13 protein-coding genes, 1 tRNA gene and 1 pseudogene are annotated in these 15480 nt (G+C 51.1%); 5 read left to right on the top strand and 10 right to left on the bottom strand.

Features of this window, described 5'->3' with window-relative positions; translation table 11 throughout:
- The first annotated feature begins 1 nt into the window (after position 1).
- The 4 genes and pseudogenes from IC229_RS02735 to IC229_RS36275 all read left to right on the top strand — a co-directional run.
- Positions 2-3175 (top strand): lantibiotic dehydratase, encoded by a 3174-nt coding sequence (locus IC229_RS02735; RefSeq protein ID WP_190885394.1) that lies wholly within the window; start codon positions 2-4, stop codon positions 3173-3175.
- A 12-nt stretch (positions 3176-3187) separates the two neighbouring features.
- On the top strand, positions 3188-5425 hold the full coding sequence (locus tag IC229_RS02730) for a peptidase domain-containing ABC transporter (protein ID WP_190885393.1): 2238 nt from the start codon (positions 3188-3190) through the stop codon (positions 5423-5425).
- Positions 5426-5496: 71 nt separating this feature from the next.
- Entirely contained in the window at positions 5497-6768 is a 1272-nt protein-coding gene (locus IC229_RS02725; RefSeq protein WP_190885392.1) for an HlyD family secretion protein, read from the top strand.
- Between the two features lie 76 nt (positions 6769-6844).
- A pseudogene (locus tag IC229_RS36275) lies at positions 6845-7060 on the top strand (hypothetical protein); the annotation flags it as partial.
- Between the two features lie 84 nt (positions 7061-7144).
- On the opposite strand, the gene IC229_RS02720 reads toward IC229_RS36275, so the two are convergent.
- From IC229_RS02720 to IC229_RS35905, 6 genes are all read right to left on the bottom strand, one after another.
- Positions 7145-7834, bottom strand: a complete 690-nt coding sequence (locus IC229_RS02720) for a hypothetical protein (RefSeq protein WP_190885391.1) — start codon at positions 7832-7834, stop codon at positions 7145-7147.
- A complete protein-coding gene (locus IC229_RS02715; protein ID WP_190885390.1) occupies positions 7831-8166 on the bottom strand; it encodes a hypothetical protein in 336 nt (111 codons plus the stop codon). Before IC229_RS02715 ends, IC229_RS02720 begins: the two co-directional genes overlap by 4 nt.
- A complete protein-coding gene (locus IC229_RS02710) occupies positions 8150-10477 on the bottom strand; it encodes a putative Ig domain-containing protein (protein ID WP_190885389.1) in 2328 nt (775 codons plus the stop codon). The genes IC229_RS02715 and IC229_RS02710 overlap by 17 nt, the downstream gene beginning before the upstream one ends.
- On the bottom strand, positions 10443-10784 hold the full coding sequence (locus tag IC229_RS02705; RefSeq protein WP_190885388.1) for a putative Ig domain-containing protein: 342 nt from the start codon (positions 10782-10784) through the stop codon (positions 10443-10445). The genes IC229_RS02710 and IC229_RS02705 overlap by 35 nt, the downstream gene beginning before the upstream one ends.
- The gene (locus IC229_RS02700) at positions 10781-11953 is read right to left on the bottom strand and encodes a choice-of-anchor Q domain-containing protein (protein WP_190885387.1); all 1173 of its coding nucleotides are present in this window, start codon (positions 11951-11953) and stop codon (positions 10781-10783) included. The genes IC229_RS02705 and IC229_RS02700 overlap by 4 nt, the downstream gene beginning before the upstream one ends.
- A gap of 937 nt (positions 11954-12890) precedes the next feature.
- Positions 12891-13379 (bottom strand): site-specific integrase, encoded by a 489-nt coding sequence (locus tag IC229_RS35905; protein ID WP_317171507.1) that lies wholly within the window; start codon positions 13377-13379, stop codon positions 12891-12893.
- A 252-nt stretch (positions 13380-13631) separates the two neighbouring features.
- Between IC229_RS35905 and IC229_RS36040 the strand changes: the two genes are divergently transcribed.
- Positions 13632-13802 carry a hypothetical protein gene (locus IC229_RS36040; protein ID WP_394355916.1) on the top strand — a complete coding sequence of 57 codons (171 nt, stop codon included), beginning with the start codon at positions 13632-13634 and terminating at the stop codon, positions 13800-13802.
- Positions 13803-13856: 54 nt separating this feature from the next.
- Here the strand turns inward: IC229_RS36040 and IC229_RS35895 are convergent, their stop codons facing one another.
- From IC229_RS35895 to fabD, 4 genes are all read right to left on the bottom strand, one after another.
- Positions 13857-14018: a hypothetical protein gene (locus tag IC229_RS35895; RefSeq protein ID WP_317171506.1), complete on the bottom strand. Its 162-nt coding sequence runs from the start codon at positions 14016-14018 to the stop codon at positions 13857-13859.
- Positions 14019-14054: 36 nt separating this feature from the next.
- Positions 14055-14198 carry a hypothetical protein gene (locus IC229_RS35890; RefSeq protein ID WP_317171505.1) on the bottom strand — a complete coding sequence of 48 codons (144 nt, stop codon included), beginning with the start codon at positions 14196-14198 and terminating at the stop codon, positions 14055-14057.
- 169 nt (positions 14199-14367) lie between these two features.
- Positions 14368-14438: transfer RNA gene (locus tag IC229_RS02690), tRNA-Gln, on the bottom strand.
- Between the two features lie 120 nt (positions 14439-14558).
- Positions 14559-15434 carry an ACP S-malonyltransferase gene (fabD, locus tag IC229_RS02685; protein WP_190885386.1) on the bottom strand — a complete coding sequence of 292 codons (876 nt, stop codon included), beginning with the start codon at positions 15432-15434 and terminating at the stop codon, positions 14559-14561.
- Positions 15435-15480 lie beyond the last annotated feature (46 nt).

Raw genomic sequence — 15480 nt, 5'->3', positions numbered from 1 at the left:
CATGACTACCTCCGCATTCTCAACCGCTTTTGTGCGTGTGCCTATCGCTCCGCACGCTATAATCCAGGATATTGACTGGACCAGACTGACGCAGCTCATTCAACAACCCCAGTTTCTGGAAGCCCTCTACATCGCTTCGCCTGCTCTCTACGACGAGGCCATCAAACTGGATACCAGCCGCCTGCCCGACGAAAAAAATAAGCGCGTAGTTTACTCGCTGATTAAATATCTGTCGCGCTACGGTACTCGTTGCACTCCGTTCGGCTTGTTTGGTGGTTTCTCCACATTGCCCATTACCAATAGTGCTACGTCGGTACGTATAGACCCCACCGTTCGCATACGAAAAGTGATTCGGCTCGACATGAACTACCTGTGTGCACTGGCCCAGGATTTAGAAAAACACGGAGCGATACGTTCCTTTCTGCGGTTTTTTCCGAATAACAGCCTCTATCAAATCAATGAGCAGTACCGGTACGTAGAGTATCGGTATAATGAATTCGGATCGCGGGTGCATCAGCTAAGTAGTGCCGATTTTAGTGCGTATTTAGAGACCGTTTTAGAACGAGCCAATACGGGCGCAACAGTTCATGAGCTGGCCGCTACGTTGATTTCTGACGAGATTTCCGAAGAGGAAGCCGACGGCTTTATCGAAGCCATGCTGGCCGCTCAACTGCTGGTCAGTGAGCTGGAACCTGCACTTACTGGCGATAATTTCCTGTTCCAGCTTATCGATGCCTTAGCCGCAATTCATACCCGGCATCCATCGGAAGAGGTTCAGGACGTATTGAACCTACTTCGGGACGTAGCAGTTGGACTCGCCAATGTAGAGGAAAGCACCGACGATACGTCTACGGAAAAATTTACGGCAATTGAGGAGAAACTAAGCCAGTTGCCAACGCCTTTCGACCGTAAGGTCCTGTTTCAGATTGATACGTATCTACCTGAAACAGAAGGGCAATTGAACAAAGGATTGCTGAATAAATTGATGGCCAAGATTCCATCATTACTGAAATTGACGCCAACCGGTCACGAAACACTCGATACGTTCAGGGATAAATTCTTCGAAAAATATGAGGAGGAGGAAGTCCCGCTGATGATAGCCCTAGACCCCGAAATCGGGGTCGGCTATCCGGCGGGCGGTCAAAAATCAGATGCCTCGCCCCTACTCGACGGTATTTCCCGGTTTGCTTCGACACCCGAATCACAGAACGTCACGATTCCCAAAGAGCATCATTTTTTGCTGCGAAAACTGGCGGATGCGCAACTCAGTGGCACGTATCAAATCGAGATTACCGAAGACGATCTGCGGCAATTCGAGCCCGTACAGGCAACGTTGCCCCTGACCAACACCGCGTTATTTTCGGTGATTCGGGAAGAAGGTCGGGAAAAAATCATTCTCGAAAGCTTCGGGGGCGTAACGGGTACGTATTTTCTGGGCCGGTTTGGGCATACGGATCCATCGGTTCTCCAGTTACTACGTGAGATCAGCCAGACCGAAGATCAGGCCCGCCCGGATGTCATTTTTGCCGACATTGTTCACCTTCCCGAAGCCCGCACCGGCAACGTGATTATCCGCCCTGCGTTGAAAGATTATCAGATTCCGTTTCTGGGTAAGGCATCCGTCGATAAAGAGCACGAAATTCCTGTTAATGATCTGATGATCAGTGTTCGGGGAAATCGGATTCGATTGCGGTCGAAAACGCACAATAAACTCGTTGCGCCCCGCCTGTCGAATGCCCACAACTACGCCAATCTGGATTCGCTTGATACGTATCATTTTCTCTGCGACATCCAAGCGCAACACGAACAGCGGGTCATCTGCTACGTTGGTGGCGCCTATAGTCATCTGTTTGTATTCAACCCACGTATCACGCTCGACAACCTGATTTTGTCGGAAGCGCAGTGGCATTTTCGGGATACGCACGTGAAATCCCTGGTCACTACGTTCAAGCAGAACAATTGGCCACTCCTGCGCGAAGCACTCGCTCAGTGGCGAACTCAGTACCGGATTCCGCGCTACGTATCGCTGGTTAATTTCGATAACGAACTCTACGTCGATCTGGAAAATCAGTGGTTGGCCGAAACGTTCATGAACGAAATTAAATCCCTTGACAAATTCACGATCAAGGAATTTCTGCACCGTTCCGATACGTCGGTGGTTCAGTCGTCGGCGGGATGGCACACCAATCAGTTTGTGGTGGCCTTCAACAACACAGCCGACGTAGCAGTGCCCAATACGTCGACTCCTAAGCCTCAGCCGGTTACGGATAACGTAGCGCGTAAATTTTCACTTGGTTCGGAGTGGTTGTATTATAAAGTCTATACGGGCATCAAAACGGCCGATTATTTGCTGACTGAGGTGCTCAATCCGATCACGGAGCGATTTAAAGCGGCTGGCTGGGTCGATAAATTTTTCTTTATCCGCTACGGCGATCCACACCACCATTTCCGCTTCCGCTGGCATTTTACCAAGCCCGACCGGATCGGCGACGTTATCCACGAAGTACACGAAGCGTTGGCTCCCTTTCTGCAAAATAAGACGGTTACGTCCATCGTCAACGATACGTACAATCGCGAACTGGAACGATACGGTCGCCATTCCATTGATACAATCGAAAGTTTTTTCCATGCTGACAGCCAGTCGATTCTGAACTTCCTGAGTATGATTGAAGGAGCCGAAGGCGAAGAATGCCGCTGGCGGTTTGGCATGAAACTCATGCACGATTTACTCGATCAGGCTGGTTTCGACTGGAAGCAACGTATTGCTTTTACCGAGCAACAATCGCACTATTTCGGCAAGGAATTTGGCTATAATGCTACGCAGAAAAAGCAACTGGACGCGCGCTACAAAGCCATTGAACCGGCAATTGACGAACTGCTGAACGAAGCCAACACCGAACATGAGTTTCTGTACGACATCTGCCACCAACGTAGCGAGCAGGTGCAGCCCATGATCGACTACATCCAGTCGCTGCAAGAGCAGGGCGCGTTAAGCATGTCGCTGGAAAATTTGCTTAGTAGCCTGATTCACATGACTGTCAATCGGTTGTTCCGCAGTCGGCAGCGGTTTGTCGAGTATTCGCTCTACTATCATCTGCACAAGCACTATCGGGCTGTTTACGGACGTACTGTGCTGGCTAAACAGTCGGTAACTAACGTAGTCCAAACCTGCTAACCGCTCCACACCATGAAAAACCTCCTCAAAACGGTTATAGGCGGCAAGATGAGCCCATACAGCCTTATTGACCGGTTTCCGCACATCGAGCAGGGTGCCATGATGGACTGCGGCCCGACTTGCCTCGCCATGATTTTCAAGCATTATGGTGTGTCGGAAGCCAAACATCTACTCACCAAACTGTCGGATATTTCGCAGGAAGGAGCCAGTCTGTATACGTTGATGGAAGTGGCCGAAAACTTCGATATGAAGGCCGAAGGCTACGAACTGGATTACGACTATCTCCCTAAGATTCAGTTGCCTTGTGTTGCGCATTACGAAGGCCAGCATTTTGTGGTGGTTTACGAGGCTACTGATACGTATGTCCGTGTCGCCGACCCCGCTTTTGGCAAGACCCGCTACAGCAAAGACGAGTTTACCAATAAGTGGAGTGGTGTCGTGCTCGAACTGAAACCCACTGAACAATTCTACCAAAACGCCGAACTGGAAGAAGCTGTCGCCCAACAAAAGAAAGACAAAAAGACCATTTTCCAGCAGCTTTATTTGCCCATTATTCGGGAAAACAAAGGTGTGTTGGGCGAGATTTTCCTGTTCTCACTCCTGCTCGAACTGGTCGGCCTCGTACTACCCCTTTTCACGCAAACCATGCTCGACAACGTACTGGTCAACCAGAACCGAAAGCTGCTGATTGGTATTCTGGCGGGATTGATACTGGTGTTTGTCATTCAGGTTGTACTGACCTATACGCGCTCGATGCTGCTGGTTCATTACCGGTTTCGGTTTGAAATGGACTTCATGACCAAGTTTTTCGACCGGTTCATTTCCCTCAAACAGAAATACTACGACAGCCGCAAGCGCGAAGAATTTATGGCGCGGTTTCAGGAAGGCGTTGGGATTCGACAGTTTACCAATCCAATTATTATTCAGCAGTTTCTGGACATTTTCTTCATGCTGATTTACTTCCCGATTCTGTTCTGGTTCAACACGGCATTGGGCGGTATCGCGTTGGCTTGCTTTGTGTCGTACACCATCACGACGGTCTATTTTATTCCAATTGTGAAAAGTTTGCGGGCCAAAGTCTATCACAAAAATCAGGCTTCGTTGGGTGGTTTTATGGATACGTTGCTGGGCATTAAAACCGTAAAACTGCTCTCGCTTGAAAAGTACAAACTGGTACGTTGGAAACAGATTCACCGTGAGTCGATCAATTCGGTTATGCGCGATGAACAGAAGCAGATCCTGATCAATTCGATGCAGCGGTTCATCTTCATTTTCAGCCAGGTAGCTATTTTCTGGGTAGGCGCTTATCAGGTATTTACCGGCAGCCTGAGCATCGGGCAGTACATGGCCTTTACGACGATTTTTATGACGGTCATGAATGCGGTCAACAGCGTGAGCGCCCTCTGGATGATGGTAACGCAGGTGAGCGTAAGTTTCGATAAAGTGAATGAGATTTTTCTGGAGGATCGCGAAGAGGCTGACTATCAGCAGAAAACCAGCAGTTTTTCGACGAAAGTAATTCGCTTCGATAACGTATCATTCCGCTACAACCAGCGCGACGAGCGATACCAGCTACGTAACGTCAACTGCGAAATCCGAAAAGGCGAACGTATCGGCATCGTAGGACGTAACGGCGCGGGCAAATCCACCTTCGTGAAGATGCTCGTGAATCTTTATCCGGATTATGAAGGAACGATACGTTACGATGGCCTGGAACTTCGTGAGATTCACCCAAAAGTGCTACGTAACCACGTGTATCTGTTTCCGCAGGATACCTATGTATTCAACGATACGATCAAGGAAAATATACGTTGCGCGAATCTCTCAGCCACAACGGAGCAGATTGTGGAAGCCGCGCGGCTGGCCGATCTGCACAACTTTGTCAAAGGTAATCACCTGGGCTACAATCAGATGGTGGGCAACTTTGGCAGCAATTTATCGGGTGGACAGGTGCTCAAGATTGGCTTTGCCCGCCTGTTTGCCAGCAGTCCCGAGCCAGATGTAATTATTCTGGATGAAGCCAGCAGCGCCCTCGACGTAGAAACCGAAAAGCGGATTCTGGAGAACATCTACGAACGCTTTCCGGACAAAACGATCATCTCGATTGCGCACCGACTGCACACACTCAAAGCCGTTGACCGAATTCTGGTCTTCGACGAGGGCACCATCGCCGAGCAGGGAAATCACACCGAGTTGCTGGCGAAAGAAGGCATTTACCATCAGTTTATGAAAACCTACATTGACTACTAAACTTTGTATGATATAGGATATATGTCCATCCGGCGTCAGCAATACATTATATATCATACATCATATATATTATGAACACGACTCTTCACGATCTTCAGGAAGTTCAGTATACCGATCTCTATCACATTGATGATGCGCCCATTGCCGATTTGCGACTTTCTGCGTTACGTCGGCTGGGCTGGTGGACGGTACTTTTGGTAGCCGTCGGACTTACGTTAGGCTACGTTATCGTATTACCCGATACGATTCCGGTATCGTTTGTCTTTAAATCCGAACGGGCGGAGGATATTTATCGCTTTCCTTCGGCAGTTTATATAGAGCGACAGTACGTTAAAAATGGCCAGCACGTCGAAGCTGGTGACGTATTGCTCGAACTCAGTGCCCCCGACATTGCGGCCCTCACGCACGAACTGGCGTCGGCACACATGAACATCGCGGGCTTTCAGCAGTATCGCACTAAATCAGCGGCCAGCGAACAGGGAATTATTAACGTAACGATTGAGCGAAATCGGGAAGAAATCCGCCTGAAAAATGAGCAAAAGGGCGTTCTGGAGCAGAAGTGGGCTTCTGAATCGACCAAATTGACGTACGAAAGCAAAGAAGCGGCACGCATTCACGTAGCAAATCAGGGACTTTATAAGTCAGGCGACATTAGTAAAAACGACCTGAATCAGAGCGAAGCCAACCAACTTCGGGCGAAAAGCGCCTACGACGTAGCGTATCAAACGTACCTCGATAATATAGGTACGCTCAATCGCCAGATCATCTCGCTGGAGCTGGACATCAAAGCTCAGGAAAAGCAACTGGCGAAAAATAGTACGGATCTACAACTGGAAGGCAACCGGCTAAAAACAGCAAAAGAGGCCGCCCAACAGAAAATCAGGGGGATTTACGGCAATTTCGAACTGACGAAGAATAATCATTTAGTTCTTAAAGCAAATCGAAACAGCATTGTATCATTTGTGTTCGAGGGTGAAAAAGAAGTAGCCGCCAGCACAACCCTGCTCAAACTGATTTACGAGGAAGCGCCACTATACGCTCATACGCAGGTGACTTCCGGTCAGATTGGCAAAATCCAGGTGGGGCAGTCGGCGGTTTTCAAAGTCGATGCGTTTCCGGTCTATGAATGGGGTCCTGCCTACGGCGAAGTTAGCAACGTATCATTGACACCGGATGAGAAAGGTTTATTTAACGTACAGATTCGGCTAACCAACGCCAGTCAGTTGGAAAAACTGTTACGTATTGGTCTGAGTGGGAAAGCCGATATAATTACTGATGAACGAACAATCTACGGCCATCTATTCCGCAAATTTCGCAAAACAACGGCACTATTGACCGAATAGTGTGCTACGTCAAATGAAGGCTATTCGGGCCAGCCAGCCGGTTTTATAGTCGTTCGCTGATCAAGCGGAGCACCCGTTGAGTCACAAGCTCAGGTTACGCAAGCAAGCCTTGATCGAGTCGGCCAATGACTTGTTGATGAGTGTGTTTGATATTGATCACACTCGTCATCGCAACCCTTATAATGCACTTTCGCACATCTTATTGGGATTGATCGCCTACTGTTTTTATCCCATCCATTTGCAAACTCGTTATGAGTGTACATTGAAAGAAGGAATTTGTGAGAATTTTTGAAGATGCATTTTAAGGCCATCTACAAAAGCACAATCAGCCAGACCATCCCTGATCTGGCTGATGTGAGGACAAACCAGTTTTGCACTATGGCTGAACAAGTCGGATTACCTGACGTTCTGTCGCTGTGCGTATCTCCAGCAACAACACGCCCACCCACCCATCAATCGGTAAGCTCAATCGCTCCGGATTTCCTGCTCGCTCGATCCGCTCAACGCCTAGCCGATGCCCTTGTAGATCTATTAACTGGGCGCTCAGGGATTGACCCGTTACACCCCGGACTTCGACCTCCACGTGTGAACCCCGCACGGGATTGCCCAACACCCGTACTTGTAATCCCGTGCCAGGCTCAGCTATGCCTTGGCGAGCAGGTGCACTACAAGCCCCTAACCAGTTATAGTCATAACTGGCCTGTGAACCACCCTGCTGGGCTCTGAGCCGCAGGGTGGGGTTATCCGTGTACAAGGTCAGACTGTAGGGGCCAGACGCCGTCGTGGGCAACAACTCATTGACCACCGAGAAGCTCACCGGACTGCCATCGGTGCCGCTGTACTGCGGGATGAAACTGACCCAACGACGACCACCACTCACCGTGACACAACTGATGGTCTGCACTCCGGTGATGGCAAAACCGCTGGACGCGTTGGCTGGCAGAACACTCAGCGAGAAGGTGGTGCTGACAAACAATCCGCCCGGGTCAGTGGCTGTCACGGTTACTATACTCACCCCGCTTACACTCGGTACGCCCCCAATCTGAGCCGGTGGACTGAAGTTCATGCAGTTGGTAAACCACTCACCGTGAGCACCAGACTTTGGGGCGTCTCGTTGTCGGTAAAGGTGATCAGGGGGATGGTGTAGCCAAACCCCTGACCCACCCGGGCCGTCTGATCAGTCAGCGGAATATTGACCCGGGGAGCCGTATTGGGTTGGGGTGGAGTGCCACAACTCGCCAGCCAGTTGTAGGTGAAACTAGCCTCCCCTGGACTGCCCTCCTGGCGCGCTTTGAGCACAATCGTGGGGTTGTCATTGTAGAGCTGCAGGGAATAGGGGCCCGGTGCCGTGGTGGGCACTAACTCGTTGACTACCCAGAAGTTAGATTGCCTGCCCATTGAGGCCCGCGTAGCGGGGCGTAAAGCTGATCTCGTAGCGATTGTTGGCCACTTGGGTACAGGTAATCGGGCTCACGCCTGTGATGGCGAAGGGGCCACTGGCTGTCACCGATGCGGGCTGGATGGTCAGCACAAAGCTGGTGGTCGCACTCAGTCCACCCGGATCGAGCGCCGTCAGGGAAACCGTCGAGGTGCCCGTTACCGAAGGCGTACCCGAGATAAGGGTACCCACCAGATTCAAGCCAGCCGGCAATCCGTTTGCCGTTAGGAGGAGGGCATTAGGCGTCTGGGCATCACTGAAGGTGTTAGCTACGTTCAGCGTAAAGGGTTGTCCCTGAATACCGACCTGAGCCGGGATGGGATGGGCCAGCGTGGGTGGGGTGTTAGTAGCGTTAGGCTCGACGACCGTCAGCCGGAAGCTGGTACTCACGCTCAGCCCCTGGGGATCGGTGGCCGTTACGGTGACGGTGCTGACGCCGGTTACGCCCGCTACCCCTCCGATCTGGAAGGGTGGTGTGAAACTCAGTCCGGCTGGCAAACCACTCACGGTGAGCAGCAGGCTTTGGGGGGACTCGTTATCGGTGAAAGTGAACTGGGGCAGGGTGTAGCCGAAGCCTTCACCCACTCGGGCGATCTGATCGGTCAGGGGCTGATTCACTCTGGGGGGCGTGTTGGGTTGGGGCGAGCTACAGGCCGCCAGCCAGTTATAGACATACGTCACCTCGCCGGGTGTGCCGCCCTGCTGGGCTTTGAGGGTGATGGTGGGGTTATCGGTATAGAGCTGGAGGGTGTAAGGCCCTGGAGCCGTGGTGGGGAAGACCTCATTGACGACCGAGAAGCTGATGGGCTGGCCATTGGTGCCGGCGTAGACGGGTGTAAAGCTGATCACGTACCGATTGTAGCTAATCTGCTGACACGTATTGGCGATCACGCTGGCAATCGCAAAAGGAGCCGTCTGGCTCACCACCACCGAGGCCGTAGCCGAACAGCCGTTTCCACTGGTGCCTGTGACCGAGTAGGTACCACCGGTATTGACCACGATAACGCTTGTATTGGCTCCGTTGTTCCACCCATACGTAGTGGCCCCACTAGCGGTCAGGGTTGCACTCTGGCCGGGACCGATAGTCAGCGAAGGCGTGGCGGTGATCGTTACTGTGGGCACTGCGTTATCCTGGACGACCTGCGCCGAAGCCGTGGCCGTGCAGCCGTTCGCACTTGTCAGCGTCACCGAATACATGGTGGCCAGGGTCGCACTGATGGAAGACGTAGTGGCCCCTGTACTCCAGCGATACGTGCCACTACCAACCGCCGATAGACTCACTGAGGCCGTAGCGCAACTCAACGTAGCACTGGCTGGTGTGATGCTCACCGTCGGCGGGGCGTTATCCTGACTCACCTGAGCGGTGGCCGTGGCTGTGCAGCCGTTTGTCCCAGTCAGCGTGAGCGAATAAGGGGCCCCAGCCGTGGCCGAGATCGCAGGGGTGGTTTCTCCCGTGCTCCATCGATACGTACCACTGCCCACAGCACTTAAACTCACCGACGACGTAGCGCAACTCAACGTAGCACTCGCTGGCGAAATGCTCAGGGTGGGTGTCAGATTGTCCTGGAACACCTGAAGCGACGCGGTGGCCGTGCAGCCAGTGGCCGAGGTCACGGTCACGGAATAAGTCCCCGAACTGCTCACCGTTCGCACGGCACTGGCCGAGTTGTCTTCCCACCGATACGTGCCTCCACCAATAGCAGTTAGACTGAGACTGGGGCTACTACAACTCAACGTAGTGCTGGCGGGCGCCAGAATGCTGACCGTGGGGGCTGCCGTATTGCTGCCAATAAGCTGGGAGGCCGTAGCGGTGCAACCACTGGCTGAGCTAACCGTTACCGAGTAGGTACCAGAGGTGGTGACAGTGCGGAGGGCATCGGTGGAGTTATCCTCCCACCGGTAGGTATCTCCCCCGGTTGCGGTCAAGGCTAGACTGGGGCTGCTACAGGTCAGGGTTGTGCTGGCTGGGGTGAGGATCGCAGCCGTGGGCGGGGCATTGACCGTCAGGCTGGTCGAAGCGGCTGCAAATTCTATCCCAAACACTATAGTTGACATTGTAAAGGTCTGTGATCCCAACACAGTCGGAGTCAAGTCTGCCTCAATCCTGAGCTCGGTATCGCCCGCTTGCACGTTTACAGCGCCTATAAGTTGGTCGGTGCCGTTGGTTAATCGGTAAGTAACGCTCCCTGCTCCAGCGAAGCTAATGTTAGCTACCTTATAGGTAAAGTGAACGGGATTACCCAGACAACTGCTGCCAGGGGTGGCTGTCAAGCTGGGGGGTGGAGGGGCCTGCATGTCCAGGGTCGTGCTGGTGGTAAAGGGGGGGGCATCCGCCACTAGCGGCCACCGTGTATGCCACGGTGTAGGTTCCCGGATTGCTGTTGGCGGGGGTAATTTGGCCGGTGCTGGCATCGAGGCTCAGGCCCGATGGGCTGGCGGTGTAGCTGCCCCCAGTAGTACCCGACAGGTTTACATCGACCGGTACACTACTAGTCAGGAAGGGAGAGCCTGCATAGGCAATGGTGGCACTGGCCGGGGCATTGACCGTCAGGCTGGTGGTAGCGCTCAGCGTACTCATGTTAGACCTCCTATCGGTAGCCCCTGATACTCATAGGCTCCCAGATCGATCACGCCGTTATTGAACAGGCGAGGGTTACCCGCCAGGTCGGTGGCGGGGCCGTTGAGGTAGGCGTAGGCTCCGTTATTGCCGCCGTTGAGGGCCGGCGAACAGGCATTCACATTCAATCCCAGATCCGTGTTTGAGACAAAGGGGGAAGTGGACGTGGTCAGGTTACCGCCATCATCTTGGTAGTTAGTCACCCCTGCCTCCAGTAAAGAAGTTAGGACGGTTGGCTTCACATATAAATGATCTGCTACAAATGTGTTAGTCCCGCCATTGCCAAACACGACGCAGTTGTACAGTGCCGGATTGCTGTAGGCGCAGTATATCCCCGCGCCAGAGTCCTCGAATTGCGTCGCATTGTACCCCAGTGAGCAGTTGAGCAATCTAGGACCATTACCTTCGCTATACAATCCTCCACCCCTAGTTCGGGCAAAATTGTTTACAAACGAGCAGTTGATGAGCAGAGTACCTTCGCCAAATTGACCACTAAATATGATATACATTCCCCCGCCATTAGTTGCTGAGTTGCTCACAAACGAGCAATTGGTCAGTAACGGACTGCTACGAGAGCTGTACATCCCGCCCCCATTACCTCGGTTAGCATCAACCCCATCGGCGTTGCCAGCGGTAATGACAAACCCATCCAGCACCGCTGTATAGGTCAGTTCGGAGGGGTTATTAATCACGTGGTAGCTATTATCACTCTTATCGTTTTGAATGCCAATGTCCCCACTGAGTAGGGTCGTGAAATTAGCCGGATTACGATCCCTTAAGCTGCTGGGCGTGCCTGTGGGGGCAAAGCCGCCGTAGATACCTACCCCGTTCTTCATCGAAAAGCTGATATCCCGATCGGTGTTGCCTGCTGGTCCGGGCTTGTAGGTACCCTGGGCTACCCAGACCTGCTGGACGCCTGTTTCGTTAATCATGGCTTGCAGGTCACCACTGGCGTCGTCCCAGCTAGTGCCCGTGCCGCTGGCGCCGGCCCGTACATAGCGAATGGACTGGGCCCCGGTGTTGGCCGAAAGCAGCAGCCCGCTGAGTAGTAGACAGACTAGCCAAAGGCTTTGGAAGCGACCATAGGCTGTCGGCTGATGAGGAGAAATGAAGGGTAGAAAAGAGATCATAAAAACGAAGATGGATTGAACGAAAAAAAGAATCAGGTATTGGCTAGCCCCGGCAACCAGGGCTTGAGTTCCTGGTCTGATGTTAAGTCTGCCCGTAGGCGGTAGCCCTCCCTGCACCCAAGAAAGGCTTAATGAATGAATAGTTATTTATATAGCAAAAACTAGTCTCACTAATTTATTGATTGTGGAAATTGACAACATCGCGTTTTGTGGGCCAAAGTTCGTGGAGCAGCATCAACTGGACTATCAAAATCGTCTCAAATTCTATCAATCCTGTCTCAACTTTGGCATTGGAGGCCACAAAGGTTGTTTTTTTTCTTGCCCACCGTCAAACTCGGTGAAGCCAGACAAACGGGTTGCGGCTAGAAAAAACTGAAGCAAGTAAGGGTGGTAGCGTTCAAAGCAGGTTCACCAAACGCCCATTTTTCAAGGCAGGTATCAGTTCTGGGTATAACTATGATAGATCATATTAGGGCTATCTCAAATTGTTATCTCAATAATCAATGTCTCAAATTCAAACATTACTTGAGTTTATAAAAACACTTGTAAAGTAAAAAGGTCGAGGAACCACCCGACCCGATGAGCCGAGGAAACCACCCGCCCGGCTTTGACCAAACCAAGATTCATAAAGTGATTACTGGATTAGGTAATCGTCGGAGCTCGGCAACACCCAATCCGCCGTCTTTTTACGGTCCGCCGTCGCGGTTCCGATTGTAATAGGTAGCCTCGCTGATGCCCATTTTGCGACGTACTTCGGCCAAGGCCACTCCAGTTTCAGATTGTTTAAGAGCAAAGACGATGGCTCCTGCCACCCGCTTGTGCTTCGGTGAACTTCGTTTTATTTATGACAATTATCTGGTTGTTCAAGATATTACAATTGTCCGATTTTCTCTACTTAATATTGGAAGGCTTTTCTGGAGGATGTCAAATAACGGAATTACTGAAAGTGAGTGTGGCTTAGAAGTAGTAATGTGTTCTGCTCAGATGAAACCTTAATGTACTTCAGGAAAACAGATTCCGACTTGTGTCCGGTTATCTTCATGATTGATACGGGCGGCACTCCGGCCAGGAACGCATTCGTTGCAAATGAGCGCCGGGCGGTGTGGGTCGTGACCAACTCCCATTTCTCCAGAACTCGGGTTTGGCGCATACCTCCTTTCGTTCGGGCAACCTCAACACGTTCCGTAAAACCAGCTCGTTTGCAGATTTCCTTCAGGTAATCATTCATTTTCTGATTGCTAATCGTCCGGGGAGGAATACCTTCATATTTACGTAGAATAGCCAGTACGTTCCGATTTACAGGCATAGAAACTCGCTCAGCGGTTTTTTGCGTTTTATGGGTCAATATCTGGCCGTTATGGGTAATGTTTTCGGGATGAAGCTCGGAGAAGTCTGAAAACCGTAGGCCGGTGTAGCAGCCAATCAAAAACAAATCCCGAACACAGTCGAGCCGATCTTAGCCAGTCAGGTCAAGTGTATACAGCTAGCCCAGTTCGTCACTGGTCAGGTAAACGATATCGACCTCTTCGGTCAGGTACATAAAATCCCGGTGTTGAAAAACGGTGTTGGTATGGAGTCTTTACGAGTGGGACTGTCGGAGCATAAATTTTAATAATTAGAGGAGTGTGCCCACGTAATTCAGCGTCAAGCCTCGTTCGGTCATCCATGATTTCAATCGGTGATACACCTCAATCGTTATATCGGCAAAATCAACCCGCTGACCCGTTTCCCGGCTGAATTTCTCCAGCGTACTAATAAGTCGGGAAAAGCCTTTGATCGTCAGAGGTACGTACCGGTGGGATTTGTTGTTGAGCCGTTTCCCGGTTTTAACCTCATCGGTGAATTGTAAAATGTAAACCAGAAGGGTCGTAGGTTTTGATGTATTCGCAGTTGCCTTTTTTGCTCATCCTAATGCATTATCCAGATGCTCACGTATAATCTCATTATTCAAGGGCACCTGCGCCAGCTGGAGCGAATGAAGCACCTTCAACAGAGCAGATCGGTGACGCTCCAGATGAGCATTAATCGTTTCGTTGGTTTCTCGATCGCGTCGGTTACGAATCACGCGCGGATCCGTATGAGCGCGTTGCCGGGCAGCATCCTACTGATAGGGTTCAATGGTTAGTCCAGTCGAAATATGAAGCCGATTATTATGGTACCGATATACCAGGTTGATCAACGTCGACCGTTCAGACTTGGGATCCTTAAGTAAAAACTTGATATCTCGGTCGGTAATCGTTTTCATAGTCGGTTCTGGTCGTTGCTTACCAAAACTACAATAAAAACGATACTGGTGACGGAGAACCTTTTCTAAGCTTTATCAAAAGCTGTAAAGCTTAGAAAAGAAAAAGGGGTTAACTGTCTGTAAAGCAGCATTTTGCTCTAAAAACAATTAACCCCTATAAACTTTTATGTAGCCCGACCAGGATTCGAACCTAGACAAACAGAACCAAAATCTGTCGTACTACCCTTATACTATCGGGCTATCCGCGTTTGCGAGTGCAAAGATAACAGGTAACAGGCGTCAAAAGCAAACGCAGTTCTGAAAAAAAATAGCGATTTCGTATACCAACGCTTTATATGGTCCTTACTACGCTGGCAAAACCTAGATACCCGCGACCGAAATAGATGGATTTATCTTTTTAATAAGCCCCTGCAATACTTTACCCGGTCCGCATTCCAAAAATTCGGTGGCACCATCGGCTATCATACGCTCGACCGATTGTGTCCAGCGAACGGGCGAAGTCAATTGGGCAATGAGATTGGCCTTGAGTTGTGTAGGATCGGTTACGGGTTGCGCATTTACATTCTGATAGACTGGGCAGCGGGGAGCCTTGAATGGCATTAATTCTACCGCTTCGGCAAACTCGGTACGTGCTGGCTCCATGAAGGGCGAATGAAACGCTCCTCCGACCGCCAGTTGAAGCACCCGTTTGGCACCAGCCGCCTTTAATTTCTCTTCTGCCAACTGAATACCGAGTACACTACCCGAAATCACAACCTGACCGGGGCAGTTGTAGTTGGCTGGTACTACAACCTCTTCAGTAATTTCTGCGCAGATTCTCTCGATAACGTCATCGGGCAGATTGAGCACGGCAGCCATAGTCGATGCTACTAGTTCACAGGCACGCTGCATGGCTGTGGCACGTACCGACGCCAGACGTAATCCATCTTCAAAAGAAAGTACGCCCGCTGCCGTCAGTGCCGACAGTTCTCCCAGTGAGTGGCCCGCAACCATATCAGTAGCAAACGATTCTGCCGATAAAGCCATGGCAACTCCGTGCAAAAAAACAGCGGGTTGAGTATAAATGGTTTGTTTGAGGTCTTCGTCTGAGCCTTCAAACATAATGGTGGTCAAGTTATAACCCAGTACTTCGTTAGCCTGGTCAAACAATCGGCGGGCGGTCTCTGAGTTCTGGTAGAGGTCCAGTCCCATACCGCGAAATTGTGAACCCTGACCAGGAAATACGTATGCTTTCATGTTAAAAACAGATTAGTCAATGAAACAGCGAATGGCCGCAAATTAG

Source organism: Spirosoma profusum, assembly GCF_014699005.1.
GTDB classification, from domain to species: Bacteria; Bacteroidota; Bacteroidia; order Cytophagales; family Spirosomataceae; genus Spirosoma; species Spirosoma profusum.
This window is presented reverse-complemented; position numbering and strand designations above follow the sequence as displayed.